A 25,273-nucleotide genomic window follows, 5' to 3' on the forward strand; every position below is an offset into this window, starting at 1 on the left:
GCCGCGAGCCGCGCTCCCAAGCCCGCGTCGACCGTTCTAGGGGTTGCCAGAACGACCGAAGGGAAGAGTATTCAAGCGCAGCGACGCTGGCCGCGACGCTCACTCACCCCAGGAGCACGCGCATGTCGACCACCGGCTATTCCTCCACCACGTCGGTGCTGCCCGGGGGCACGCTCAGCTTGCACCTGAGCGCCACGCCGGCCGGGCTGGTGAACTGCGTGTTCTACCGCATCGGCTCGGGCCTGATGAGCGAGACGCTGGACGTGAGCGTGGCGGCGACCGCGGCGCCAGCCGCCAACGCGTGGCTGGGCTACGGCTGGCCGGCGCAACCCTTCACCGTGCCGGCCAGTTGGCCCTCGGGCCTTTACCAGATGCAGGCCCGCGGCCCTGGTGACACCGCCCATGTGGCCGTGCTCGAATTCGTGGTGCGTGCCGCCTCACCCGGCAGCACATCGAAGATCCTGCTGGCCTGCGACTTCGTCACCCCGCAGGCCTACAACGGCTCGGGAGGCAAGAGCTTTTACAACTGGCCTTCAGCGCGCGGCAGCAAGGTGTCGTTCAACCGCCCGCTCGGCATGCTGGGCGGCCACCCGGAGCTGATCGCCTGGTTGGCGGCCAACGGCTATGCCATCGAGTACGCCTCGCTGGTCGACCTGCACACGAGGGTCAACCTGCTCGCGCCCTACCAGTGCCTGCTGTTTGGCCCGCACACCGAGTACTGGAGCAAGGAGATGCGCGACCAGGTCGAGGCCTACGTGCAGCGCGGCGGCAACGTGATGTCCTTGTCGGGCAACACCTGCTTCCGGCAGGTGCGCTTCGAGAACAGCGCACGCACGCTCATTTGCTACAAGAACGCCAAGGCCGACCCCGGCACCGACCTGCGCCGCCAGACCATCGCGTTTGCGCAGCCGCCGGTCAACCGCCCGCCCAACACCATGCTCGGTGTGGGCTGGACGCACGGCGCTTTCAGAGACGCAACGCCGGCCGCCGAGCCCTACGAAGTGCACTTCCCCAACCACTGGGCCTGCAGCGGCGCGCCGCTCGCCACCGGCAACAAGACCGCCGCCTTCATGGGCTACGAAACCGACGCCACCGACTTCGCCATGGAAGACGAAGGCTACCCGCGCGTGACCGGCGAAGAAGGCACGCCACTGTCGACCGTGGTGCTCGCCTCGCGCGACCTGGGCGGCGTGTGGCGCGGCAAGCCCGGCATGGCCACGGCCACGCTGTACGTGCGCCATGGCATGGTGTTCAGCGCCTCGACCACCGACTGGATCGCCGCGCTCGCCAACCCGGCCAACCCCGCCATCGCCCACATCACCCAGCGGCTGCTCGACCGGTTGCGCAGCCCGCCCGTCTTCGACTGGGAAGACGTGGGGCACGCCATCGACGTGCGCGCCATGGCCGCGCTAGACCACAAGCTGTTCGGCGCCACCGGCGCCAACCGGCTCTGGCGCCGTTACCCGGTGCTGGCCGAGGTGGTGTGGCGCCACGTCGGCCACGCCAACAACGTGCTCGCCATGGCGGGCACGCGCGGGCTGCTCTTTAGCGTGACGGCCGACAACACGCTTTGGGTCCGCCCGCCCGTCGAAGCCGACATCAACTGGACGAGCGCCGGCACCGGCCCCACCGGCGGCCTGCGCGCGATGTGCGCCGCGGGCAGCATGCTCTACGCCATCGACAACAGCGGTCAATTGGTGTCGCGGCCTGCCACGAAAACGGCGGCCAGCTGGCTCCCCGTGGGGAGCCAGCTGGCCAACGCCACGATCAATGCGATGACGTCATACAACGGCGTGCTCTTCGCGTCGACCACCGGCAACCGGCTGCTGCGCACGGGCTACGACATCATTGAAGAGAGCGCCGCCTGGGTCGACATCCACCATTGCAACTTCGCGCGCGCGCTCGCCGTGGTCGACGGCATGCTCTTCGTGTCGACCACGCAAGACCGCTTGTGGTGGCTGGACTTGCGCCACGGCGCGCTGGACGCGCTCAGCGCCGAGACCTGATTCAGCGCTGAATCAGGGTTGCGTTCCCACCACCTCAACTTCCACACGGCGATCGGGCTGCAGGCAGGCAATCAGCTTGGGGGTGGGCTTGTTGCCCTTGCAGTCGCCTGGCTTGGTGACCGGCTCGGTCTCGCCTTTGCCGATGGACGTGATCTTCGACGCATCAACACCGCCCGATTGCACGAGGTAGTTCTTGACGGTCTCGGCGCGCCGGTTGGACAGGCTTTGGTTGTAGGCAGCGGTGCCCAAGCGATCGGTGTGGCCTTCGACGGTGACGGTTTGGAACTGCGTGCTCTTGAGCTCTTTGGCGAGGGTGTCGAGCTGAGCCTTGCCTTCCGCATGCACGTCGGCTTTGGCGAAGGTGAACAAGGAGTCCGCCTCAAACTTCACCCGACGGCGCGGGGGCACGACCACCGGCGGTGGCGGCGGGGGAGGCGGTGGGGGTGCCGCTTCAACCACCACCGGCGCAGCGGCTTGCATCACCGGAGCGGGCGCGGGCGCGGCCATTGCGCGCGGTGCGGGGGCCGGCGCGCGGCCAAACGGAAACACCAGGCTCACCGAGTAGAGGTTGACGTCGCCATGGTTGCCCACCGCGTCGTTGATGCGGTAGCGCTCGGCTTCGCCACGCACGAGAAACGACGGGCTGAACGCGTACTGCAAGCCCAGGCCCAGCTTGGGGTTGAGTGCGCTCTTGCTCGGGCTGGGGTTGCTCACACCGACCGCGCCGGTGCCGCTGAAGCTGTCGCTCGCGCGGGCGTACTGCGCACCCACGCGCCCGAGCGCCGACCAGCGCTCTGACAGCGGCAGCGTGCCCACCAGGTCGAGGTTCAGGCCCTGCAGCTTGATCTCGCCATCGAGCGTGCCGGCCGGCACCGTGACGGCATGGAAGCCGAACTTGCCGAGCTTGAAGTAGCCCGCCTCGAGGCCAAAGTTGCGGTTGATCTGGTAGCCGCCGAAGACCTTGTAGCCGGTGTCGCGCTCATCGCGCGAGATGCTGCTCATGGTGAGGCCCGCGCCCAGCAGGCTGGCCGAGATGCGGTCTTCGTCGATGCGGGCGCGTGACTGACCAATGCCGAGCCCCCAGTAGTAGTAGCCGCCTTCCTGTGCCTGGGCGTAAGACGCTACGGCGGCCGTGGCCAGCAGCGAGCCGACCCCGGCGTGGCAGATGAAGCGCAAAGCGTGGGATGTTTTCATGGTGTTCTTTCGAGTCGGCTTTTTGCCATGGTGGGCATGTGAAGTGGGATCGCAGCTCATGGCGCCACCACAGTGGTGTTGACCAAGGTCACCGAAGCGGTGAGGCCGATGGCACGGCCGGTCAGGGTGGTCTGCGCGGTCTGCCCAGCGGTCGAGACAGTCACACCGGCGGGCGCGATGATGGTGCCCGCCATGGTGCTGCCGTCTTCAATGCGCGCTGCGCTGCCGACCTGCCAGTACACGTTTTTGGCCTGTCCACCGTTGATCAAAAGAACGCTGCGCGGCGTGGCCGTGAGGCCCACGGTCAGCGCGGCGGCACTCTGGAACACCCACACCGCATTGGCGTCACCCTGCGCATCCAGCGTCAGGTTGCCCGTGGTGACGGCAAAGGTGCCACCGGCCGCGGTGTACACCGCAGGGGCGAGCACCAGCCCGCCGAGCTGGCCGGCGCCGGGGTCGCTGCCAGCCGGCAGGGCGGCGAGTTCGTTGTAGGCCGTCTGCGCATCGGCGCGGGCTTGAGTGGCCGCGGCCAAGGTCGTGGCGGTGCCGGGTGCGGGCGGGCCGCAGGTGATGGAACCGCTGACCGCACCGATGTTCAACGGCGTCTCGGTGTAGACGTTGGCTGCATCGTGCAGGCCGGTGATCAGTGTGCATGCCGCGGTGCTGCCGACGCTGCCGCCCACAACCGTGTTGATGCCCTGGTTGGTGACCCCTGCCGTGCCGCCGAAGGCGCCGTAGGCCGCCGCGGTGCGCAGGTTGACGCCACTGGTACAAGCCTGTGCACCAGCGGTGAAGCTCCAGGTCACGTCGGCAGCCAGCGGGTTGCCGGCCACGTCTTTCACGCCGGTGGGGCCCGACAAGGCCGTGGCGACCAAGGTGGCGCCAGAGGCAAAGCCGGTGGGGCTGCTGGGCACGAAGCGGGCCTGCAGGGTCGCAGCGTCGTAGCTCACCGTGCCGGCCACGGGCACGCCCGCCGCGGTAACGGTGAAGGTGCTGCCGTTGACCGAGGCCGGGTCCATCGCCTCACTGAAGGTCGCATAGACCGTGGTTGTGCGGCAGACGCCGGTGCTGCCAGCCACCGGGTTCACACCCGTGCTGGTGGGCGCCGTGCTGTCACCGGCGAAACCGGTCACGAAGCTCCATTGGTAGTTGGCGGCGAGTGCGATGCCGGTGGTGTCTTGCGCAGCAGTGCTGACGGTGGCCACGCAGGTGGTGCTCACCGGCAGCGCGGCCGTGGGCGTCAAGGTCGCGACACGGGTGCTCTCGTCGTAGGCGACGGTTGCTGCCACGGCAGTGGCAGCCGGGCAATTCACGGTGAAGCTCGTCGCGTTGACCGTCGACGCCTGCATGGGCTTGCTGAAGGTCGCAAACACGCGGCTGTTGGTGGCCACGCCGGTGACGGCCGGCGTGCTGTTCAGCGGAGTGGTTGCAGTGACGGTGGGCACCGTGCCCACACCGGGGGTGCCCAGGATCGGGTCGAGGCTGCTGCCGCCGCAGCCGGTGGCAAGGGTGACTACCAGCAGCGCGGGCGCAAGCCAGACCTTCGAGCGGTACAAGGGTAAGGGAATCGAGTTCATGAGAGGCTTTCGTTGCGCAAGCGCGGCACCGCGAGAAAACGGTGTTCGTTTGTAGCCTCTGCAGTTCTAAAGCGTTCGTGCGCTGGCGCATCGAGCACGGCGCGTCTTGAGGTAGGCGCTCGCCTACACCGTTGCCTGTCGGTAGGCGGACACCTACAACATCACCCATCCGGCGAGCGGTTTCACTTGGTGCCGAACAAGCGGTCCCCCGCGTCGCCCAAGCCCGGCACGATGTAGCCGTGCTCGTTGAGCTCGCGGTCGATGGCGGCCACGTACACCGGCACGTCGGGGTGCGACTCGGTGAAGTTTTTCAGCCCCTCGGGTGCGGCGAGCAGGCACACGAAGCGTATGGACCGCGGCTTGGTTTCCTTCAGCCGGTCGACCGCGGCCACCGCCGAATTGCCGGTGGCGAGCATGGGGTCGAGCACGATGGCGTCGCGCTCGTGCATGTCGTGCGGCATCTTGAAGTAGTACTCCACCGCCACCAGCGTCTTGGGGTCGCGGTACAGGCCGATGTGCCCGATGCGCGCACCGGGGATCACGTTGAGCATGCCGTCCAGAAAGCCGCCGCCCGCGCGCATGATGCTCACGAACACCGTCTTCTTGCCGTCGATCACCGGGCTGCGCATCTTCTCAAGCGGGGTTTCGATGTCGATCAGCTGCGTGGGCATGTCGCGCGTGACCTCGTAGGCCATCAGCAGGCTGATCTCGTTGAGCAGGCGCCGAAAGCTGTTGGTGCTGCGGTCTTTCTCGCGCATCAGCGTGAGCTTGTGCTGGATCAGCGGGTGGGTGATGTGATGGACTGGGGCTGTGCTCATAGGGCTCCGTTGCGAGGGTCAGAAAACAGTGCCGTCACTCTCGATCTTCAGCGGTGGGCTGCCACCTTCGCGCAGCGTCTTCGCAATGTCGCGGCCGGCGGCCCAGGTGCCGCCTTCGAGGATGCAGGCGAGCGGCATCTCGTCAGCGCTCTTGTTCAGCCGATCGCGCACCAGCGGCGCCAGCTCGTCGAGCAGCGCCACGGTGAGCGCGCGCCACTCGACGATGGCTTCGTCTGCGGCGGTGTAGCTGCGTGTAGAGAAGGTCGAGTCTTTGGGCGCGATCACGCGCGCGTCTAGCAGCAAGCCGCCGTTGCGGTACTCGGGCAGGCCGGTCAGGCCGTCGATGTCGGTCAGCGTGACGCCAGCCCACTCGAAGGGTTCGAGCAATGAGTAGGTGAGCCACTGGCTGAGCTTGTGAAACGGCACCCAGCCTGCGGTGATGCCGGTGCCGCCGGCGAGCGGGTGCGGCCAGCAGTCGCCCAGCGGCACGCCTTGCAGCTGGCTGCCGGTGAGCCAGATGGGACTCAGGTGATCGAGCAGCGCCTGCAGCACGCGCGGGGCAGCCAGACGCGGGCTTTCTCCTGGTTCGGTGAGGGCGTCGAACAAACCAGCGGGGCGGCCTTCGGTGCCGAAGACTTCGGGCTGCGCCCTCATCGCGCTGCCCAACCGCTGCAGCAAGGCCACCCGGCCGTCGAGCCCAACCAGCGGGTTGTCGGGGCGCACCTGAAACACCTCGGCCAGCGTGGCGGCATCGGCTTGCTGCAGCGCGGCGGCATCCACACGGTAGGGGTCGCGCAGGTCAGACGAGAAGCGGCCTTGCATGAAGGCACGAAAGCTGGCCACGCCCAGGCCTTCAGAGCGGGCAAATGTCTGGCCACTCTGCGACTCCACATAGCGCCACTGCGGGCCAGCGCCAGCGTCGAGCAGCACGCTCACCAGCGTGAGGTCGATGCGCGCGCGCGCCTGTGCGCTGGGGTCGCGACCGGCGAGTTGCGCGTCAAGCTCGGCCTTGCGGTCAACGCCACCGGCTTCGAAATGCCGCCAGCGGCTGTGGTACGGGATGCGCAGGCCAGGGTAGTTCTGCCGCGTGACGTGCTCGACGCGGCGCGCCACTTCGTCGAGCTGGCTGCGGTGCAGGGTGAAATGGCGTGAGCGGCCTTCTTCCACCGCGGCGAGGATGTTGCGGCAACGCTCGCGGATGGTGACCGTGGAGCGAAGAGGCGAGGTGATGGAAAGGTTGTCGGCCGCCATGCTTACTCCGTTCGCTCTGAGACAGTGAGAGCTGTTTGATTTCGGGGTTGGCGACTGGAACTCAAAAAACTCTCGCTCTCTGGGCCTGTCGAAGGGCCTGTTGCCGTGCCGAGATGAGCTTCGACAGGCTCAGCCACAACGCAGGCATGCTCAGGCAAGGTCGCGCCCTTTGGTGGCCGCCAGCTTCACGTCATCAGGCACGCTGCCATCGGTGAAGTAACCCGCCGCAATCTTGGCCTCGATCTCCACTTTGGCATCGGCCGGCACCAGCTCATCGGGGATCTTCACGCGCTCGCCGACCTCGATGCCGCTGCCGGTGATGGCGTCGTACTTGTCGTTGCTCATGCTCACCAGGCGGTGGATCTTCTTCACGCCCAGCCAGTGCAGCACGTCGGGCATCAGCTCTTGAAAGCGCATGTCTTGCACACCGGCCACACACTCGGTGCGCAGAAAGTATTTGTCGGCGCTGTCGCCGCCCACTTGCCGCTTGCGTGCGTTGTAGACCAGGAACTTGGTGACTTCACCCAGCGCGCGGCCCTCTTTGCGGCTGTAGGCAATGAGCCCCACACCACCTTGCTGCGCGCCTTTCACGCACTCTTCGATCGCGTGCGTGAGGTAGGGGCGGCAGGTGCAGATGTCGGAGCCGAACACGTCGGAGCCGTTGCACTCGTCGTGCACACGCGCAGTCAGCGTGACGCTCGGGTCGGCCAGGTCGCTTGGGTCGCCAAAGATATAGAGCGTCTGCCCACCGATGGGCGGCAGGAAGATGCCGATGTCGCTGCGCGTCACCAGCTCGGGGTACATGCCGGCGGTCTCTTCAAACATCACCCGGCGCAGGTCGGCCTCGCTCACGTTGAAGCGCTTGGCCACCCCTTCAATCCACCACACCGGCTCGATGGCCACCTTGGTGACCATGGCCGACGCATCTTCGAGCAGGTATTTGCCATCGGGCTTCAGGCGCTGGAAGGCGATGGCCTGCTTGATCTCGGGCAGGTGCACATGCGCCTGCGTCACCGCGATGGTGGGGCGGATGTCGTAACCCTGCGCCAGATGTTCGGCATACACCTCACCCGGGATGGCGCCCCACGGGTCGATCGAGACGATGCGGTGCGGGTCGCTCCACTGCGGGTACGGGCCGATGGGGCTGGTGGGCGAGGTGTTGGTCAGGTCGGCGCGGTGGCCCTTGGTCAGGTTGCCCGCCGCCACGGCCAGTGCGCGGTAGATGCCGTAGCTGCCGCTGTGCGTGCCCACCACGTTGCGCTGGCTGCGGTTGGTGGTGGTGCCGACCACCGGGCCGCGCTTTTGTGGATCGGCCGCGCCCCAGCTGATGGTGGGTGCGCCACTCGCGCCCTGTTGCCCAGGGTGTGAGGTGAGGCGTATGTGCTTGGTGTTGACCTTGGCCTCGCCCGGCATGTCTGTGCTCATCAACGTCGCTCCTTCTTGGGTCCACGACGCGATCGAGCATACGCCGTTGCAACGCGGGAAATAGCGTGCCGCCAGGTGAATGCAAACACCGTGCCCTGATCTGCGACAAGCGTCACGCCTCGCCATCGGCCCTCTGCTTTCGACAGGCCGGCACGCGGTTTTCACCGCCGGCCCGCTCCGCGCTGGGCAGCGGGCCACCCGTTCCCTACCGTGGGAAGCCTCACAACCCTTTGAGCCGCGTCCATGAAACCCAAGCCCCTGCTCCGCCGCCTGGCCGCCGTCACCGCGATGGCGCTGGTCGCCCTGACCTTGCTGGCTTGCACCAGCCTCGAGCTGGGCGCGCGGCCCGCTTCGTCGATCCAAGCCGTGACGATTGCGGCCGACGTGAAGTTCATCGAAGCCAACGGTCTGCGCTTCGCCTACCTGGAAGAAGGCACAGGCCCGCTGATCCTGCTGCTGCACGGCTACCCAGAGACCGCGCGCTCATGGGCCGGCGTGCAACACCGTCTGGCGGCCGCGGGCTACCGCGTGGTCGCGCCGTACTCACGCGGCTACGCGCCCAGCGCGGTTCCCGCCGATGGCAGCTACGCCGTCGCCAGCCTGGGCCAGGATTTGATCGCGCTGATCGCCGCTTTCGGCGAACAAAGCGCGATCGTGGTGGGCCACGACTGGGGTGCGTCGGCCGCCTACGCGGTGGCCACGAAACAGCCGGGCAAGATCAAGCAGCTGGTGGCGATTGCCGTGCCTCACCCACTCGGCCTGGCGGGCGACCGCAGCTTCTTCTGGGAGGCACCGCATTTTGTCTATTACCAGCTGCCGTGGGCGACGCGGCTGTTCTGGAGCCACGACTTCGCACACGTCGACCGCCTCTACAAAAGCTGGTCACCCACTTACACACCACCGCCTGAAGTGATGGCCGACGTGAAGGCCACGCTGCGCGCACCCGGTGCTGTCGAAGCAGCCCTGGGCTACTACTGGGCCTTGGCGCAGGGCGGCGGGCTGGATCGCCGCCTCGCACAAGCGCCGATCACGGTGCCCTCGCTCGTCATCGCCGGCCAGCTCGACGGCGTGTTCAGCCTGGCCCGTTATGAAAAAGCAGAGCCCGCATTCACCGGCCCGCACCGGCTGGTGGTGCTCGACGGCGTGGGCCATTTCCCGCCGCTGGAAGCCCCCGAACGCACGGTCGACGCCATCCTCGCTTTCCTCACCAGCCAGCGCTGACCCGGCCTGTACGATGGTCCGCGTGCGCGCAACACCTCTGCCTCCAAGCCATGACCGTGCTGCGTGAACTGACACGTGGCTTCGATGCGCGCCGGCTCGCGCTCACCGTCAGCGTGGCGCTGGCCGCGGCCGGGCTGCTGTGCGTGCCGGCCATGTCGCTCGCGCTCTTCCCGCGCTATCTGGGTGGCAGCCTGGCGTTTGCTTTTGCCATCGCGCTGGCGCTCACCGTCGCAGGCAACCTGCGGCAAAGCCTGGTGCCGCCTGCTGCGCTGAATGCCACGGCCGTGCTGCTGGCTTCGGTGGTGGTCACGCTGCTCTTGTCCACCTTCAAGCCGCAAGACCCGCTGAGCCTGATCGAGTCGCCATCGGGCCGCCACGGCCTGGGCTCGCTGGTGACGCTGGGCCTGGTGATCGGCGCCGCCATGGCCTTCGTCATCGCGCTGCGCGAGCGGCAGTCAGCCGACCGTGCGCAGCACGAGGCGCGCGAGCGCCTGCTCGAAAAGCAGGTGGTGCAAGCGCGGCTGCAGCTGCTGCAAGCCCAGGTGGAGCCGCACTTCCTGTTCAACACATTGGCCAGCGTGCAACGGCTGATCGCCACCGACCCGCCCGCGGCCGACGCCATGCTGGAAAACCTGAACCAGTACCTGCGCGCCTCGCTGCCCGACATGCGCGAAAGCCACTCGACCGTGGGCCGCGAGGTCGACATGGCGCGTGCCTTCCTCAACATCATGCAGGTGCGCCTGGGCGCCCGCCTGGCCTGCCGCCTCGAGGTGCCCGAGGCGCTGCTCGAGGTGCCCTTCCCGCCCATGATGCTGTTGTCGCTGGTGGAAAACGCCGTCGAGCACGGCCTGGGTGACCGGCCACATGGCCGCATCGACGTGGCCGCGAGCAGCGGGCCGGGCTGGCTGGCGCTGCACGTGAGCGACGACGGCAGCAATTTCGACACCCACGCTGCGCCCGGTGTGGGGCTCACCAACATCCGCGAGCGGCTGATGGCGCTCTACAGCAGTGCCGCCAGGCTGAGCCTGGAAGCGCCCACATCGGGCGGCCTTGTAGCCACCATCCGCGTGCCCCATGCCAGCGCCTAAGTTGCTGATCGCTGAAGACGAGACGCTGCTGCGCGAGCAGTTGCGCGACGGGCTGCGAGCCTTGTGGCCTGAAGCCCGCATCTGCGCAGAAGCCGCCGACGGGAACGAAGCCCTTGCGGCCCTGGCAGAGCACCGTCCCGACGTGGCTTTTCTCGACATCCGCATGCCGCATCTGTCGGGGCTGGAAGTGGCGCAACGGGCCGTGAGCCCCACGCGCATCGTCTTCGTCACCGCCTACAACCGACATGCAGTCGACGCTTTCGAGCGCGGTGCCGTCGACTACCTGCTCAAGCCACTCAACCACACCCGCCTCGCGCAAACAGTGGCCCGGCTGCAAGCTCTGCTCGCCACCGTGCCGGCCGGCATGCAGACCTTGTTTCGCGAGATGGCGAAGTCGCTGCAAGGCACAGCGGCCGCACGCCATCTGGAATGGGTGAAGGCCTCGCAAGGCAACACGGTGCGCCTGATCAGCGTTGATGAGGTGCGCTACTTCCAGGCTGACGAGCGCTACACCCGGGTCGTCACGGCCGACGGCGAAGCCTTCATCAAGACCTCGATCCGCGAGCTGGCCGAGCAGCTCGACCCGCAACGCTTCTGGCAGGTTCACCGCAGCACGCTCGTCAACGTGCGTTGCATCGAATCGGTCACGCGCAACCTGGCCGGCGGTGCCAATCTGCAGCTCAAGGGCCGTGCCGAGCAGCTGGCGGTGAGCCGTGCGTACGCGCATCTGTTTCGGCAGATGTAGCCCGCGCAGATGCCTGGCTGCGCGCACCCAGGGAGGGCGACGCCACAGGGCGCGGCTTACCCATCGGGCGGCCACCAATCCTCAGCGTCTGCAGGTGCCGCGTTGAAACGGGCCGCTACGGCCGAGGGCGCGGCCCTCATCAAGATGTAAAACAAGCGCAAGTGCGAAAAGTTGCACACCGGCAGCGTGCACAAGCTGGGCTGAAGTGAAGCAGACTGCGAGCGTGTTTTCTAGTTTGGATTAAAAATGCCACAGACCCCCTTCAGCCCTACCGCTCGCCTTTCGCGCCGCCATGCCTTGTCGCTGCTGGCCGCTTCCGTCTCGGCCCCGTTTGTGGCCACGACCGCCGCCCTGGCCGCGCCTGGGGCGGGCGCTGACTCCGGTGAAATCGTCATTGGCCAGAGCGTGCCTCTCAGTGGGCCCGCCGCACCTTCGTTCGCCGTGCTGCTGGAAGGGCAAGACCTGGCGCTGAAAGAGATCAACGACAAGGGCGGCATCAACGGCCGCCCGGTCAAGCTGGTGAAGCTCGACGACGGCTACGACCCTCGCAAGTGCGTCGAGAATGTCACCCGCCTGATCGACGAGCACAAGGTGGTCGCACTCTCAGGCCTGGGCAGCACAGCCGGCGTGGCGGCGAGCCTGCCCCTGCTTCTGGAGAAGAAGGTGCCGCTGATTGGCGTGTACACCGGCTCACCCAGCCTGCGCACCAAGCAGCACCCCTACTTCTTCACCACCACCGCGAGCTACCGCGACGAGGTGGTGCAGATGATCCGCAACCAAGTGACGCTGCAGCGCTCGCGCATCGGCCTGGTCTACAGCAACAACCCCTTCGGCCAGCTGATGGTGCCGGTGGTGGAAGAGGTGGCCAAGGAGATGGGCGTGTCCATCGTCAGCCGCGCCTCGCTCGAAATCACCGGCACCGATGCCGTGGCCGCCGCGCAAGCCATCGCCAAGGGCAGCCCGCAGGCGGTGATCATGATGGCCTTCGGCACCGGCATCTTCCCCTTCATCAAGGCGGCGCGCGGCATCGTCGGCGCGCCGATCTACTGCCCGTCGGTCGCCAATGCCAAGGCACTGCTCGATGCGCTGGGAGACGACGCGCGCGGCCTGGCCTACACCGTCACCATCCCCTACCCGTGGCGCCAGACCACGCCGCTGATGCGCGACTACAACCGCGCAATGGAAGAAGCCAAGCACCCGGTCGACTACGACCACCTGACGGGCTACCTCAACATGCGTGTGCTGCTGGCGGTGCTGGCGCGCACCGGCAAGTCGATCACATCGCAGGCGCTGGTCTCGACGCTCGAGCGCATGAAGAGGGTGGACATCGGCGGCTATGTGCTCGATTTCAGCGCCACCAACCACCACGGTTCAAGGTTCGTCGAGACGGTGATCGTGGGCCCGGGCGGGCGCTACATGCGCTGAGTGCCCGATGCAGCCCGGCGGGCCAACCACCAGCGGTGCAGGCCCTGGGCCGCTTCGTGCAGTGACCCGTCGTTGATGAGTGTGAGGTCGGCCTGCGGCGCGGGTGCCTCGCGCTGCAGGCGCGCAGCGACCGAGGCCGCGTCTTCGCGTGCGCGGCCAGACAGCCGCGCGGCCCGCAACGCGGCGCATGCGGTGATCTCGACCACACCCATGCGCGGCGCCTGCGCTCGCAAGGTAGGCAGGTGGGCGCGAGAGCTGTTGAGCACCACCCACTCGCCCGCGCCCAAGGCCGCAAGCTCGCGGTGGCGCACGCCGTAGCCCAGGCCGTGGGCCTGCCATGCGGTGGCGAATGCGTGTGACGCCTGCAGCGCTGCAAACACTTCGGGGCTCACCGCTTCATGCTGCTCGGCACCCCCCTCGGGTGGGCGCGTGACGACACGCTGCGCCAGGTGCACCACCGCATCGCCCTCGCCGCGCAAGGCCGCCCAGGCCTGCAAGACGCTGTCTTTGCCGGCACCCGAGGGGCCAACGACAACGACCAGCCGCTCGCTGTGCGCAATGTGAGGCCAGGTCGTCATGCCAAGGGGTAGCGCTGCAGCAGGCGCAAGGGTTCGCCTGCGGCGGGCTCGATGAAGAGGCTGATGGCGTCGCACTCGAGTGGCTGACTCAGCGCGGCAGCGAAGTGCTGCGCGGCCATCTCATGCATCTGGCCGCGCAGCACGGTGTCTTCCGGCAAAGCGTCAGAGAGCGTGATGTGAAAGCGCCACTGACCGAGCACGTGCGGGTAGCCGTAGCGCTGCAGCAGCCCGCGCTCAGCCTCGCTCAGCGGCGCGGCCAGGCGGCGCTGCAACTCTGGCGCTGACAACTCGCCGCGCCAGGGGTCTAGCTCGGTCAGGCAGGCGTCGGCCAGCTGACGCAGCGGGTGAGTGGGCATCAGCAAGGCCACCGGGCGCAACGCGAGAAACGCACCCAACCACTGGACTGACAGCACCGGCATCGCAAAGCGCGGTGTGCGCGCGGCCAGGTGCACCAATGCGGCACGCAGGCCAGCTTCATCGCGGCCCGGGGCCAGGCGCATCGGGGGCTTGAGCGTGGCGTGAAAGCCGTATCGCCAGGGCTGGCCCACATGGGCACGCGTGGGTGGCCGCGCTTCATCGGCCGACGGGTCGCGCTGCAACCAGTCGCAGCCGGCATGCCACAGCGCATGGCGCGGCGCTGGCGTGTAGTAAGCAGCGTAACGCGCGCTCATGTGGCTTCAGGCTCGACCGTGAGCTGGATCGCATCCGAGGCAAAGAGCGTGCACCCCGCCTCCACCGGCGCACCCTGCGCATCGACGTTGACGAAGCGCACCACCAGCACGGGCTGCGTGGCCGGCCGCGCAAGCGCATCGGCCTCGGCCGGCGTGGGCAGCCGGCACGACACCACACTGCGCGCACGGGTGTAGTCGGCCACGCCCAGCCGCCTCAGCGCAGCGGTGATGCTGCGCGTGGCCTCAAACGCCTCGACCATGCCGGCCAGGCGAGGCAGCGGATAGGCCACTGTCGACAGGCTCACCGGCCGGCCGCGCACACAGGCGCGGGTGTACATCATCTGCAAGCGGCCACGCGACCCGATGCCCAGCTCGCGCGCCCACTCGCCGCCGTGTGCCAGCTCATGCGCCAGCAGCTCGCGTTGTGCGGTCTCGCCCACGGCCGCCAGGTTTTGCGACAGGCGGGTGCGGCGCTGCAAGGCGTAGTCGAGCACCAGCTCGCGCACGTAAGTGCCGCTGCCGTGAGCCACGCGCACGAAACCCTCGCGCGCCAAAGACTGCACGGCCTGGCGCAAGGTGTGGCGATTCACGTCGAAGCGCAAGGCCAGCAGCGTCTCGTTGGGCAGCCGCTCGCCGGGTTGCAGGCGGCCTTCGGCGATGTCATGGCGCAGCGCCGCGGCAATGGCTTCCCAGCGGCGCGGCGACGCGAGCAGGCCGGTCTCGTCGGCGGGAAGGGACGATGTGGTGAGGGTCATGTCAAGAATCTGTCACGGGTTTGCCTGATACTGGCCCTCATCCTACAGTCATCTAGATGACATCCGCATGACCAAGCCCCTGTTCACCGAAGCCGATCGCCAGGCCTGGCTCGCGGTGCTGGCCCATGCGCCCCGCGCAGCACTGGCTGAGCGCGCCGAAGCCCTGCTTGCCGCCCAAAGCTTCGACTGGTTGCGCGAGCCCGAGACCGGGCTGGCCCTGGTGCGAGCGCGCATTGCCAACCGCGGTGACCGATTCAACCTGGGCGAGGTAACGCTCACGCGCTGCATCGCCCGTGTGTCAATGGCGGGGCACGCCACGGCCGGTGTGGGGCATGTGCTGGGCCGTGATGAACAACGCGTGCGCTGGGTGGCGCAGCTCGACGCTTTGCTGCAGCAGCCTTCGCTGCACGCGCGCCTGCTGGCCGAGGTGATCGCACCGCTGCGCGCGGCGCGCGCCGCCGCACAAGCCGACGAGCGGTCGCGCCACGCGGCGAGCAAGGTCTCGTTCTACACACTTCAGTCGGAGGCGACCGCATGACGGCCGAGTTGCTCGCCACCATGCCGCGCGGCTTTGCCGATGCGACGCACGATTCACAAGCGGTGTTTCGCAGCGTGCTCGAAGCCTTGTCGCGCCCGGGCCGACTGCAGACACTGAGCGCAAGCGATGGGCTGCAGGCGCCCGCGCCGCTGTCCCGTGGTTTGACCGCGCTGCTGCTGACCCTGCTCGACACCGAAACCTCACTGCACCTGGCCGACCCGCTGGCGAGCGACGCGGCCTGGATGTACTGCCGCTTCCACACCGGCGTGCAACGCGCAGACGACACGGCACAAGCCGATTTCGTTGCTGTGCGGGCGAGCGATGCCAGGCTAGACACCCTGCGCCTGGGCACTGATGAGGTGCCGCAACAAGGCGGTACGCTGATCGTCGACACCGGCAGCCTGGCGCTGGAGCGCGGCACCGGCCTGCGCCTGACAGGCCCCGGCATCGAGCACGAGCAGCGCATGGGCCTGTGCGGCCTGCCGCCCAAGTTCTGGCAGCAGCGCATCGCGATGCAGCCGCAGTTCCCCCGCGGCATTGACCTGCTGCTGGTGTGCGGATCTCAACTCATAGGCGTGCCGCGCTCCACGCTCATCACCCTGGAAGGCGCCTGACATGTACATCGCCGTGAAGGGCGGAGAAGCCGCCATTGAGGCCTCTCGCTCACTGCTGGCCACTGCGCGCCGCGGCGACCCCGCTGTGCGCGAGCTTGAAGTGGCGCAGATCCGCGAGCAGCTGGGCCTGCTGGTCGACCGCGTGATGGCCGAAGCCTCGCTCTACGACCCCGAGTTGGCCGCGCTGGCGCTCAAGCAGGCCCGTGGCGACGCAGTGGAAGCCATCTTCCTGCTGCGCGCCTACCGCACCACCTTGCCGCGCATCGCGAGCACCGAGCCGCTGGACACGGCGCGCATGCGCACCCGGCGCCGCGTGTCAGCGATCTTCAAAGATTTGCCGGGAGGGCAGTTGTTGGGGCCTACATACGACTACACGCAGCGCCTGATCGACTTTTCGCTTCTTTCCGTTGGCACTGAGCCTGTCGAAGTGAGGCCCGCATCGGGGCTGGCCTCCTTTGCAGAGATGCCCAATGCCCTCGACACCTTGGCCGACGAGGGCCTGATCGAAGCGTCGCTCCCGAGCGAAGGCGACCCCGCCCCGCCCGACATCACCCGCGACCCGCCCGTCTACCCGCTGCCGCGCAGCGCACGCCTGCAGATGCTGGCCCGCGCCGACGAAGGCTGGGTGCTCGGCATGGGCTACGCCACGCAGCGCGGCTATGCCCACACCCACCCCTTTGCGGGCGACATACGCTTCGGCGCCGTGGGCGTGGAGATCGTGCCCGACGAGCTGGGTTTTGCGATCGAGGTGGGCGAGATCGACGTGACCGAGTGCCAAATGATCAACCAGTTCGCCGGCAGCGCCAGCGTGCCGCCGCAGTTCACACGCGGCTACGGCCTGGTGTACGGCCACGGCGAGCGCAAGGCCATGGCGATGTCGCTGGTGGACAGGGCGCTTCGCGCGGACGAGTTCGACGAAGACGTGACGGCACCGGTGCAGCAGCAAGAGTTCGTGCTGCCGCAAGGCGACAACATCGAGGCCTCTGGGTTTGTGCAGCACTTGAAGCTGCCGCACTACGTGACCTTCGAGTCGGAGCTGCAGCTCATACGCAAGCTGCGTGAAGAGACCTTCAAATCAGAGCCGGCCGAGCGCCGGGCGGCTCCCGAGCCTGCCGGCATCCCCTCGGCGAATCAGCCTATGTACGCGTCGAACGAAGGGCAGCCATGATTGACGGCTACAACTTCGCGTACTTGGACGAGCGCACCAAGCGGATGATCCGCCGCGCCATTCTCAAGGCCGTGGCCATCCCCGGCCACCAAGTGCCTTTCGGCTCGCGCGAGATGCCGCTCGCCTACGGCTGGGGCACGGGCGGCATTCAGGTCACGGCCGCGGTGCTGGGTCAGCACGACGTGCTCAAGGTCATCGACCAAGGCAGCGACGACACCACCAACGCGGTCAACATTCGCCAGTTCTTCGCGCGCACCACCGGCGTGGCGACCACCGAGCGCACGCGAGACGCCACGCTCATTCAAACGCGCCACCGCATTCCCGAAGCGCCTTTGCACGAAGGCCAGGTGCTGGTCTACCAGGTGCCGCAGCCCGAGCCGCTGTACAGGCTGGAGCCGCGCCGCACCGAGACGCTCAAGCTGCACGCCTGCGAGGAATATGGCCTGGTCAACGTGAAGCTCTACGAAGACCTGGCGCACTGGGGCCGCGTGGAGACCACGTACGACTACCCGGTGCAGGTGAATGGCCGCTACGTGATGTCGCCCTCGCCGATCCCGAGCTTCGACAACCCGAAGATGCATCGCATGCCGGCGCTGCAGCTCTTCGGCGCCGGAAGAGAAAAGCGCCTCTATGCCGTGCCGCCCTACACCGACGTGAAGAGCCTGGATTTTGAAGACCACCCCTTCCAGGTGATGGCGCAAGGCCATGCGTGCGCGCTGTGCGGTTGCACGACCAGCTTTCTGGATGAAGTGCTGCAAGGCGAAGGCGAACGGCTGTGGACCTGCTCCGACACCGACTGGTGCCGCGAGCAGCAGGAGCAGGCCGCATGACGGATGGCCTTTCCATCGTGACTGCCGAGCGCAGCGACATCCCGAGCTTGCTGGCGCTGTACACCGCCGCCGGCCTGGACACGCGCGGGCCGCACGACGAAGCCCAAGCGCGCAGCGCGTGGGATCACATGCGCCTGGCCGTGCCGGGTGCCAAGGTGTTCATCGCGCGGCGTGCCGGCATTGCGGTGGGCACGTACACCTTCTTCGTGCTGCCGCTGCTCGCCCACGCCGGTGCACCTGAAGCCATCGTGGAAGACGTGGCGGTGCACCCCGAAGCGCAAGGCCAGGGCATAGGCCGTGCGCTGATGCAGCATGCCATGCAGCTCGCCCGTGAAGCCGGGTGCTACAAGCTCACGCTCTCGTCCAACCAGCGCCGCGAGCAGGCCCACGCCTTCTATGAGCGCCTCGGGTTTTCTCGCCACGGCGTGAGCTTTGTGGTGCAGCCGCAATGAGTGGCTCCGTCGTTTCCGCGCCCGCGGGAATCCAGCATCGGTGCGCATCGTGGGTTCCCGCTTTCGCGGCAATGATGGCGGCCAACAGGTGATCCAGATGACCCAACCTCTCCTGTCCGTCCAAGACCTCTGTCATCGCTTTCCTCAGGGCAAGAGTTTCGCCGTTCGCGAGGCCTGCCTCACCGTCTTCCCCGGCGAGGTGGTGGCCATCGTCGGTGAGTCAGGGTCGGGCAAGAGCACCTTGCTCAACTGCATCGCCGGCCGACTGGCGCCGACGCAGGGCGTCGTGAGCTACCGCGCCGGCGACGGCCGCCTGCTCGACGTGCACGCTTTGAGCGAGCGCGAGCGGCGGCAACTGGAGCGCACCGAATGGGGCTTCGTGCAGCAAAACGCGAGCGATGGCCTGCGCATGAACGTGAGCGCCGGGGCCAACATCGGCGAGCGATTGATGGGCCAGGGCGAGCGCCACTACGGCCGTTTGCGCAGCGCCGCCACCGACTGGATGACACGCGTGGAATTGGACGCCGAGCGCATTGACGATTCGCCCCGCGCCTACTCGGGCGGCATGCGCCAGCGCCTGCAGATTGCACGCAACCTGGTCACCCGACCGCGCCTGGTGCTGATGGACGAGCCCACCTCGGGGCTGGACGTGTCGGTGCAGGCCAAGCTGCTCGACCTGATTCGCCTGCTGGTGGCACGCATGCACCTTTCGGCGCTGATCGTGACGCACGACCTCGGCGTGGCTCGCCTGCTGGCGCACCGCACCCTGGTGATGCGCGAAGGCCGCATCGTCGAACAAGGCCTGACCGACCGTGTGCTCGACGACCCGCAGCATGCGTACACGCAACTGCTGGTGTCGTCGGTGGTGGCACCGTGAGGGCCCTGCGCCTGCCCCTGCCCCTGCCCCTGCCAGCACACACCCAGCCCGCTCGGGCTGAACGCACGTTGAACTGAAATCATCGCAGCTCACACCATGCTCCACGTCGACTCCCTCTCCAAGCACTTCACCCTGCACCTGCGCGGCGGCCTCGAATTGCCCGTGCTGAAAGACATCTCGCTGCACGTCGCGCCGGGCGAATGCGTAGCCCTGCTCGGCGCTTCAGGCCAGGGCAAGTCGACGCTGATGAAATGCCTGTACGGCAGCTACGGCGCCGACGCCGGCGCCATCTGGCTTGACGCACAAGACGGACGCGTCGACATCGCCCAGGCCAGCCCGCAGCAGATGCTGGCGCTGCGCCGGCGCGACATCGCCTACGTGAGCCAATTCTTGCGCGCCGTGCCGCGCGTGCCGGCCCTCGACGTGGTGGCCGAACGCTGGCTGCAAGCACGGCCTGAGCTGGACGCCGACGCGCTGCAAGAAACCGCCCGCGAAGAAGCCCGCGCGCTGTTTCAGCGCCTCAACCTGCCCGCGAGCCTTTGGGGCTTGCCGCCCGCCACCTTCTCGGGTGGCGAGCAGCAGCGCGTCAACATCGCGCGCGGCTTCATCGAGCCTGCGCGCCTGCTGCTGCTTGACGAGCCCACCGCCTCGCTAGACGCGGCCAACCGTCGCGGGGTGATCGGGTTGATACGTGAAGCGCGTGATGCCGGCACAGCGGTGGTGGGCATCTTCCATGACGAAGAAGTGCGCGATGCGGTGGCGAGCCGCTGCGTCACGCTGAACTGAAAGGCTCCCGATGAACGATTTGATCCTGAGCAACGCGCGCATCGTGCTCGCCAACGAAGTGCTGCACGGCAATGTGCGGCTGCGCGATGGCGTCATCGTCGACATCAGCGGCGGCAGCACCGCGGCTGCGAATGCACACGACCTGGACGGCGACTACTTGCTGCCCGGCCTGGTGGAAGTGCACACCGACAACCTAGAGCGCCACGTCACACCGCGCCCCAAGGTCAACTTCCCGATGCAGGGTGCCCTCCAAGCGCACGACGCCGAGGTGAGCAGCGCTGGCATCACCACCGTGCTCGACGCCATCGGCGTGGGCGACCCTTACGGCGATGGCTTTCGCTCGCGCGACCAGAGCCAGCTGCTCGCCGTGCTGGACGCACTCGACAACGCCGGGCTGCTGCGCGCCGACCACTTGATTCACGTGCGTTGCGAGCTGCCGGCACCGAATGCGCGCGAGCTGTTCGAGCCCTTCGCCCACCACCCGCGGCTGCGCCTGATCTCGCTGATGGACCACACGCCCGGCCAGCGCCAGTGGAGCGACATCGAGCACGCCCGCACCTACTACACCGGCAAAAAGGGCTGGAGCGACGCGCAGTTCAATGAAGAGGTGTGCATTGCGCCGCTGCGTCAGGCCGAGTACGCACAGCCCAACCGCACTTGGTTCACCGACTTCGCGCGCACGCATGCCGTGGCCCTGGCCACGCACGACGACACCACGGTCGCCCATGTGGACGAAGCCCATGCGCTGGGCGCCGGCATGAGCGAGTTCCCCACCACGCTGGCGGCTGCGCGCCGCGCCAAGGCGCTGGGGCTTTCCACTGTGGCAGGCGCGCCCAACGTGATTCGCGGCGGCTCGCATTCGGGCAACGTCTCGGCGATGGAACTCGCCCGCGAAGGCGTGCTGGACGCGCTCTCGTCCGACTACGTGCCGAGCAGCCTGCTGCAGTCGGCCTGGCGGCTGGTGCAAGACGGCGGCTACTCGCTGCCCGAGGCGGTGTGTGTGGTCAGCCGCAACCCAGCGCGCGCCATTGGCCTGGCCGACCGCGGCGAGGTGGCCGCCGGCCTGCGCGGCGACCTGCTGCGCGTGAAGCTGCTCGGCGAGCACCCCGTGGTGCGCGAAACCTGGGTGCGCGGGCGGCGCGTGGCCTGAGGCAAGCGGGGCGTCAACAGGCCCTGGGGATAGTCCGTATGGCGGCGGCCGCGCAGCCACCGCTATATTTTGCACGACCGTGCAATCAGACACCCCGCGAAACATCCGGGCGCTCTGTGGACGCGCTGGCCCGTGTGCCGGCGGCGGCGGGTGGCACCGCGGCTTCAGACCACACTTCTTCCCTCGCGCGGGCGATGCGCGTGTTCGGCAGCTGATCGCTGGCGGCGTTAGGCCAGTGGCGGGCGCGGCCATTTCGGCCGCACCTAGAATCCCCACCCCAGCCCACCAACCGAGCCCCACCTTGGACCTCAAACTGCCCATCACCATCACCGACGAGTTGAGCGACGCGGTCATCAGGTCGACCGGCATGCTGGACTTGGCCAGCGGCGAGATCCGCAGCGTGGAGTACGAGGACTACGACACGTCAACGCTGGGCCTGCCGGCCGAGCACGAAGACTACGAGTTCACCTCGGGTGCGCTGTCCAACGGCAAGAAGGAAGTGGAGTTCGGCATCCAGGTCAACCTGGCCACCGGCGCCTATTCGGTCACGCCCAACGAGCTGCTCGAACTCAAGGGCCGTGCGGCCAAGCTGTTCACGCTGGCACCGGGCGAAACCACACGGCCGGAGGCCACGGCCGCCGGCTTGGCCGCCACGGCCGCCAAACGCAAGCCGCGCTGAAGGCGCCGCCGCAGTGCATCAGCCCACGGTCGGCGGGTCGATCTCGCTCAAGACACCCTGCGTGCCATTGCGTTGCACGCCATCAAGCAGGGCCAGGTAATAGCCCAAGGGCGGTGTGACCTCGCCTGGCACCTTGGCCAGGTCGTCCCAGCGGCGCAGCTGCACAGCATCCATGGCGTGCGGCAGGGTTGCAAATTCTTCGGCCTCAGCGGCTGTCATCGGCCCCCCCTGCAAGGCGAGTGAGTGCACCGAGGCGGGTGACAGACCGGCCAGATAGTGGCGGTCGGTGGCCACAAGGTAGCGCTTGGCTGCCACGTGCAGGCGGATCGGCTCCAGCACCTCGGCGCCAAAGTGCGCCGCCAGCTCGGGCAGGGCGCGCAGCTCATGGCGGTCGTCGGTGTGGGCTTCGGTGTGGGCCACGAAGTGGCCGATGTCGTGCAGCAACGAGGCCGCCACGAGAGCGTCGGGGGCGCGCGCCCACTCGGCCAGCTGCGCGCATTGCAGGGCGTGCTGCAAGGCCGTCACCGATTCCTTGCGCGCGTCGTCGTAAGCGCGGCCACCGTGCTCGGCAAACAGTGTTTCGATGCGGTCGATCAGATTCATGGTGACACTCAGTAGGCTGAGCTGGGGCACGCCCGGCATGTGCCAGGCGCTCAGATCAGCTGCTTTCTGAAGCGCGCCGATGCCATGTCGATCAGCGTCACCGAAACGGCCAGCATCGCCAGCACGGCGGCTGTTTGCGCATACTGAAAGCTGCGCATGATGTCCCACAGCACCATGCCTATGCCACCGGCGCCCACCATGCCCACCACCGAAGCGGAGCGCACGTTGGACTCGAAGCGGTACAGCGCAAACGAGATCCACAGCGGGATCACCTGCGGAATCACGCCGTAGACAATTTCGAGCAAGGGGTGCGCCCCCGTGGCACGAATGCCTTCCACCGGCTGCGGGTCGATGGCTTCGACGGCTTCAGAAAACAGCTTGCCCAAAATGCCGGTGGTGTGCACCCAAAGCGCCAGCACACCCGCGAAGGGGCCCAAACCTACGGCCACCACGAACAGAAGCGCAAACACCATCTCGTTGATGGCGCGAAACGCATCGAGCAGGCGGCGCACCGGCTGGTTGACCCACCAGGGCGTGATGTTGGCGGAGGCCAGCAAGGCCAGCGGCACGGCGCACACCACGGCCAAGACCGTGCCCCAAAGCGCAATCTGCAGCGTGACCACCATCTCTTCGAGGTAGCGCCGCCAATCTGAAAAATCGGGGGGGAAGAAGCCCCCGCCGTACTCGGCCATGTTGCCGGCGTCGCGGAACAGGTCGAGCGGGCGCATTTCGGCGCCCTTCCATGACGCCGCGAGCAGCACGAGCAGCACGCCCCAGCCCACCATGCTGGCGACCGACGCGCGTGGCGGCTGGGGCGTCATGGCGCTCACTTGGCAGCGACTTGGCGGCCCAGCTCGGCCAGGCGCTCATCGATCTCGGCCAGACGCTTGGCCTTCTCTTCAACGCTGAGCTTGGCGTCTTGTTCGGCGCTGCTGCGCTTCTTGGCCAACTCGATCTGGCGAATCGTCACCAGCTGGCGGTCAGACGAAGGGCGGAACCCGCTGTAGCCGAGCTTTTTCAAGATCTCGGCCTCGCGCGGCGTTTTGCCATAGCCGAGGATGAAGCTGCGCAGCTTGGTCTTGGTCGCATCGTCGAGGTCTTTGCGCCAAACGAGCGGGTCGCTCGGGATCTGCACCGAGCGCCAGATCTCGCGCACCTGCTTGACCTGCTCCGGGTGGGTCTGCTCAAAGCGCTCCCAGTTCTCGGTGTTGTTGGTCGCCACGTCGACCTGCTTGTTCACTACCGCAAGCATGTTGGTCTCGTGGTTGCTGCGCACCGTGCGCTTGAAGTCGCGCAACGGGTCGACATGGTTTTGGCTGAACGCGTAGTAACCCGGAATCACCGTGCCGCTGGTGGAGTTGGGGTCACCAAACCCGAGGGTCAGGTTGGCGCGGTTCTTGACCACGTCGTCGAGCGACTTGAGCGGGCTGTCTTTGTTGACCACGAGCAGCGAGTAGTAGCCCTCGTTGCCATCGACCCCCACGACCTTGGCGAACACCTCGCCCTGCGAGCGGTCCACCGCCTCGATGGCCGACTTGTTGCCGAACCAGCCAATCTGCACCTTGTTGAAGCGCATCGCTTCGATCACGCCCGCGTAGTCGGGGGCGAAGAAGGCCTTGATCTTGAGGCCGGTGGACTTCTGCATGTCGTCGATCAAAGGCTGCCACGCCGCCGACAGGCCACCTGACGACTCGGTGGAGATCATCGCGAAGTTGATTTCGGTGGTTTCGGCACGCGCCGTGCTGAACCACAGCGAGGTGGTGGCCGCGAGGATGGCCAGGGCGGCGCGTCGGGTGTTGGGTTGCATGGAGGGAACTCCTTGTAGTGAACGGGGTTGTGGGGTCAGGCCGCTTGCAGGAGCGGCGGCGGGGAAGCCGGTGGGCGGTGTTGCCCAAGTTGCAATTCGCCGGTTTGCCCGCCATAGAGTTCGCTCAGGCGCGCTTCGTTGAGCGCGTGGGTGGGGCCGTCGTGCACGATCTCGCCGGCACGCAACGCCACGGTTCGCGGGCAGAAAGCGAAGGCGTAGTCCACCTGGTGCAGCGAGACGATCACCGTCACGCCGAACTCGCGGTTCACCTCGGCCAACAGCTCCATCACGCGTCGGCTGGATTCGGGGTCTAGCGAGGCGATGGGCTCGTCAGCCAGGATGACCTGCGCGCCTTGCACCAGGGCGCGCGAAATGGCGGCGCGTTGCTGCTGCCCACCCGACAAGGTGGACGCGCGTTGCCACGCACAACGCTCGATGCCCACACGTTGCAGTGCATCGAACGCGCGCTGCAGCTCGTCTTGTGGAAAGCGGCCGAACAGGCCACGCCACAGCGGCAGGCGGTGCAGCGCGCCGGCCAGCACATTGGTCATCACCGGCAAGCGGTCGACCAGGTTGAACTGCTGGAAGATCGACGACACCTGCGAGCGCAGGGCACGCGCATTGCGCGCCAGCCGGCCGCCTTGCTGCAAGGTCTGGCCCAGCACCTTCACATGCGATTCGCTGCCGCTGTCGGCGCGGTGCAGGCCACTCAGGTGGCGCAGCAGCGTCGACTTGCCTGAGCCCGAAGCACCGAGCAAAGCCACCATCTCGCCGCGCTTGACCTGCAGCGACACGTCGCGCAGCGCCGGCTGCCCGCCGAAGCTCTTGCGCAGGCGCAAGACCTCAATCGCCAGTTCGCTCATCTGCACTCCTTGCTTTCCTCATTCGACGCATTCTGGACAGCGCTCGTGACGATTGCGTGACGCACAGCTGCCAATTCGCTACCTATGAACGCCTATCAAGTGGTCTAGATGAGAGGGCACAGCAGGCTGTTTGCGCCCACCCGCACTGAGTC

General features: G+C 67.4%; 26 protein-coding genes. 14 read left to right on the forward strand and 12 right to left on the reverse strand.

Annotated elements, in window-relative coordinates:
* Positions 1–122 precede the first annotated feature (122 nt).
* Positions 123–2,006 (forward strand): N,N-dimethylformamidase beta subunit family domain-containing protein, encoded by a 1,884-nt coding sequence (locus AC30QB_RS07285; RefSeq protein ID WP_489545528.1) that lies wholly within the window; start codon positions 123–125, stop codon positions 2,004–2,006.
* A 12-nt stretch (positions 2,007–2,018) separates the two neighbouring features.
* Here AC30QB_RS07285 and AC30QB_RS07290 read toward each other — a convergent pair whose 3' ends face one another.
* The 5 genes from AC30QB_RS07290 to AC30QB_RS07310 all read right to left on the reverse strand — a co-directional run bounded on the left by AC30QB_RS07290 (position 2,019) and on the right by AC30QB_RS07310 (position 8,271).
* Positions 2,019–3,200: an OmpA family protein gene (locus AC30QB_RS07290; RefSeq protein ID WP_489545529.1), complete on the reverse strand. Its 1,182-nt coding sequence runs from the start codon at positions 3,198–3,200 to the stop codon at positions 2,019–2,021.
* 56 nt (positions 3,201–3,256) lie between these two features.
* On the reverse strand, positions 3,257–4,777 hold the full coding sequence (locus AC30QB_RS07295) for an ice-binding family protein (RefSeq protein ID WP_489545530.1): 1,521 nt from the start codon (positions 4,775–4,777) through the stop codon (positions 3,257–3,259).
* Positions 4,778–4,959: 182 nt separating this feature from the next.
* A complete protein-coding gene (gene upp / locus AC30QB_RS07300; RefSeq protein WP_489545531.1) occupies positions 4,960–5,595 on the reverse strand; it encodes a uracil phosphoribosyltransferase in 636 nt (211 codons plus the stop codon).
* Positions 5,596–5,613: 18 nt separating this feature from the next.
* Entirely contained in the window at positions 5,614–6,846 is a 1,233-nt protein-coding gene (locus tag AC30QB_RS07305) for a URC4/urg3 family protein (protein WP_489545532.1), read from the reverse strand.
* 150 nt (positions 6,847–6,996) lie between these two features.
* Positions 6,997–8,271 carry a GTP cyclohydrolase II gene (locus AC30QB_RS07310; protein WP_489545533.1) on the reverse strand — a complete coding sequence of 425 codons (1,275 nt, stop codon included), beginning with the start codon at positions 8,269–8,271 and terminating at the stop codon, positions 6,997–6,999.
* 243 nt (positions 8,272–8,514) lie between these two features.
* On the opposite strand from AC30QB_RS07310, the gene AC30QB_RS07315 reads away from it, so the two are divergent.
* The 4 genes from AC30QB_RS07315 (at position 8,515) to AC30QB_RS07330 (ending at position 12,750) form a co-directional block, all read left to right on the forward strand.
* Positions 8,515–9,492, forward strand: a complete 978-nt coding sequence (locus AC30QB_RS07315) for an alpha/beta fold hydrolase (protein ID WP_489545534.1) — start codon at positions 8,515–8,517, stop codon at positions 9,490–9,492.
* Positions 9,493–9,542: 50 nt separating this feature from the next.
* Positions 9,543–10,580, forward strand: coding sequence for a sensor histidine kinase (locus AC30QB_RS07320; protein ID WP_489545535.1), 1,038 nt, complete (start codon positions 9,543–9,545; stop codon positions 10,578–10,580).
* Positions 10,567–11,325, forward strand: a complete 759-nt coding sequence (locus tag AC30QB_RS07325; RefSeq protein WP_489545536.1) for a LytR/AlgR family response regulator transcription factor — start codon at positions 10,567–10,569, stop codon at positions 11,323–11,325. The genes AC30QB_RS07320 and AC30QB_RS07325 overlap by 14 nt, the downstream gene beginning before the upstream one ends.
* Positions 11,326–11,571: 246 nt before the next feature.
* On the forward strand, positions 11,572–12,750 hold the full coding sequence (locus AC30QB_RS07330) for an ABC transporter substrate-binding protein (protein WP_489545537.1): 1,179 nt from the start codon (positions 11,572–11,574) through the stop codon (positions 12,748–12,750).
* On the opposite strand, the gene AC30QB_RS07335 is transcribed toward AC30QB_RS07330, so the two are convergent.
* The 3 genes from AC30QB_RS07335 to phnF are packed head-to-tail and all read right to left on the reverse strand — an operon-like array spanning position 12,738 to position 14,754.
* A complete protein-coding gene (locus AC30QB_RS07335) occupies positions 12,738–13,328 on the reverse strand; it encodes a ribose 1,5-bisphosphate phosphokinase PhnN (RefSeq protein ID WP_489545538.1) in 591 nt (196 codons plus the stop codon). The genes AC30QB_RS07330 and AC30QB_RS07335 overlap by 13 nt on opposite strands.
* Positions 13,325–13,999, reverse strand: a complete 675-nt coding sequence (locus tag AC30QB_RS07340) for a DUF1045 domain-containing protein (RefSeq protein WP_489545539.1) — start codon at positions 13,997–13,999, stop codon at positions 13,325–13,327. Before AC30QB_RS07340 ends, AC30QB_RS07335 begins: the two co-directional genes overlap by 4 nt.
* Positions 13,996–14,754 carry a phosphonate metabolism transcriptional regulator PhnF gene (phnF, locus tag AC30QB_RS07345; RefSeq protein WP_489545540.1) on the reverse strand — a complete coding sequence of 253 codons (759 nt, stop codon included), beginning with the start codon at positions 14,752–14,754 and terminating at the stop codon, positions 13,996–13,998. The genes AC30QB_RS07340 and phnF overlap by 4 nt, the downstream gene beginning before the upstream one ends.
* 67 nt (positions 14,755–14,821) lie before the next feature.
* On the opposite strand from phnF, the gene phnG reads away from it, so the two are divergent.
* The 9 genes from phnG (at position 14,822) to AC30QB_RS07390 (ending at position 21,848) form a co-directional block, all read left to right on the forward strand.
* Positions 14,822–15,292, forward strand: coding sequence for a phosphonate C-P lyase system protein PhnG (phnG, locus tag AC30QB_RS07350; protein WP_489545541.1), 471 nt, complete (start codon positions 14,822–14,824; stop codon positions 15,290–15,292).
* On the forward strand, positions 15,289–15,906 hold the full coding sequence (gene phnH / locus AC30QB_RS07355) for a phosphonate C-P lyase system protein PhnH (protein ID WP_489545542.1): 618 nt from the start codon (positions 15,289–15,291) through the stop codon (positions 15,904–15,906). Before phnG ends, phnH begins: the two co-directional genes overlap by 4 nt.
* 1 nt (position 15,907) lies before the next feature.
* Positions 15,908–17,074, forward strand: a complete 1,167-nt coding sequence (locus AC30QB_RS07360) for a carbon-phosphorus lyase complex subunit (protein WP_489545543.1) — start codon at positions 15,908–15,910, stop codon at positions 17,072–17,074.
* Positions 17,071–17,904: an alpha-D-ribose 1-methylphosphonate 5-phosphate C-P-lyase PhnJ gene (locus AC30QB_RS07365; protein WP_489545544.1), complete on the forward strand. Its 834-nt coding sequence runs from the start codon at positions 17,071–17,073 to the stop codon at positions 17,902–17,904. Before AC30QB_RS07360 ends, AC30QB_RS07365 begins: the two co-directional genes overlap by 4 nt.
* Positions 17,901–18,356, forward strand: a complete 456-nt coding sequence (locus AC30QB_RS07370; RefSeq protein WP_489545545.1) for a GNAT family N-acetyltransferase — start codon at positions 17,901–17,903, stop codon at positions 18,354–18,356. Before AC30QB_RS07365 ends, AC30QB_RS07370 begins: the two co-directional genes overlap by 4 nt.
* Positions 18,357–18,453: 97 nt before the next feature.
* The gene (gene phnK, locus AC30QB_RS07375) at positions 18,454–19,233 is read left to right on the forward strand and encodes a phosphonate C-P lyase system protein PhnK (protein ID WP_489545546.1); all 780 of its coding nucleotides are present in this window, start codon (positions 18,454–18,456) and stop codon (positions 19,231–19,233) included.
* A gap of 96 nt (positions 19,234–19,329) precedes the next feature.
* Positions 19,330–20,019: a phosphonate C-P lyase system protein PhnL gene (phnL, locus tag AC30QB_RS07380; RefSeq protein WP_489545547.1), complete on the forward strand. Its 690-nt coding sequence runs from the start codon at positions 19,330–19,332 to the stop codon at positions 20,017–20,019.
* 10 nt (positions 20,020–20,029) lie between these two features.
* A complete protein-coding gene (locus AC30QB_RS07385; protein WP_489545548.1) occupies positions 20,030–21,169 on the forward strand; it encodes an alpha-D-ribose 1-methylphosphonate 5-triphosphate diphosphatase in 1,140 nt (379 codons plus the stop codon).
* 301 nt (positions 21,170–21,470) lie between these two features.
* Entirely contained in the window at positions 21,471–21,848 is a 378-nt protein-coding gene (locus AC30QB_RS07390) for a hypothetical protein (RefSeq protein WP_489545549.1), read from the forward strand.
* Between the two features lie 18 nt (positions 21,849–21,866).
* Here AC30QB_RS07390 and AC30QB_RS07395 read toward each other — a convergent pair whose 3' ends face one another.
* Genes AC30QB_RS07395 through phnC form a run of 4 tightly spaced genes read right to left on the reverse strand, consistent with a single transcriptional unit; the run spans position 21,867 to position 25,121 of the window.
* Positions 21,867–22,451 carry an HD domain-containing protein gene (locus AC30QB_RS07395; RefSeq protein ID WP_489545550.1) on the reverse strand — a complete coding sequence of 195 codons (585 nt, stop codon included), beginning with the start codon at positions 22,449–22,451 and terminating at the stop codon, positions 21,867–21,869.
* 50 nt (positions 22,452–22,501) lie between these two features.
* Positions 22,502–23,272 carry a phosphonate ABC transporter, permease protein PhnE gene (phnE, locus tag AC30QB_RS07400; protein WP_489545551.1) on the reverse strand — a complete coding sequence of 257 codons (771 nt, stop codon included), beginning with the start codon at positions 23,270–23,272 and terminating at the stop codon, positions 22,502–22,504.
* A 5-nt stretch (positions 23,273–23,277) separates the two neighbouring features.
* Positions 23,278–24,258, reverse strand: coding sequence for a phosphonate ABC transporter substrate-binding protein (gene phnD, locus AC30QB_RS07405; RefSeq protein ID WP_489545552.1), 981 nt, complete (start codon positions 24,256–24,258; stop codon positions 23,278–23,280).
* A gap of 35 nt (positions 24,259–24,293) precedes the next feature.
* Entirely contained in the window at positions 24,294–25,121 is an 828-nt protein-coding gene (phnC, locus tag AC30QB_RS07410; protein ID WP_489545553.1) for a phosphonate ABC transporter ATP-binding protein, read from the reverse strand.
* Positions 25,122–25,273 lie beyond the last annotated feature (152 nt).

The organism is Rhizobacter sp. (assembly GCF_046595475.1).
Taxonomy (GTDB): Bacteria; Pseudomonadota; Gammaproteobacteria; order Burkholderiales; family Burkholderiaceae_C; genus Rhizobacter.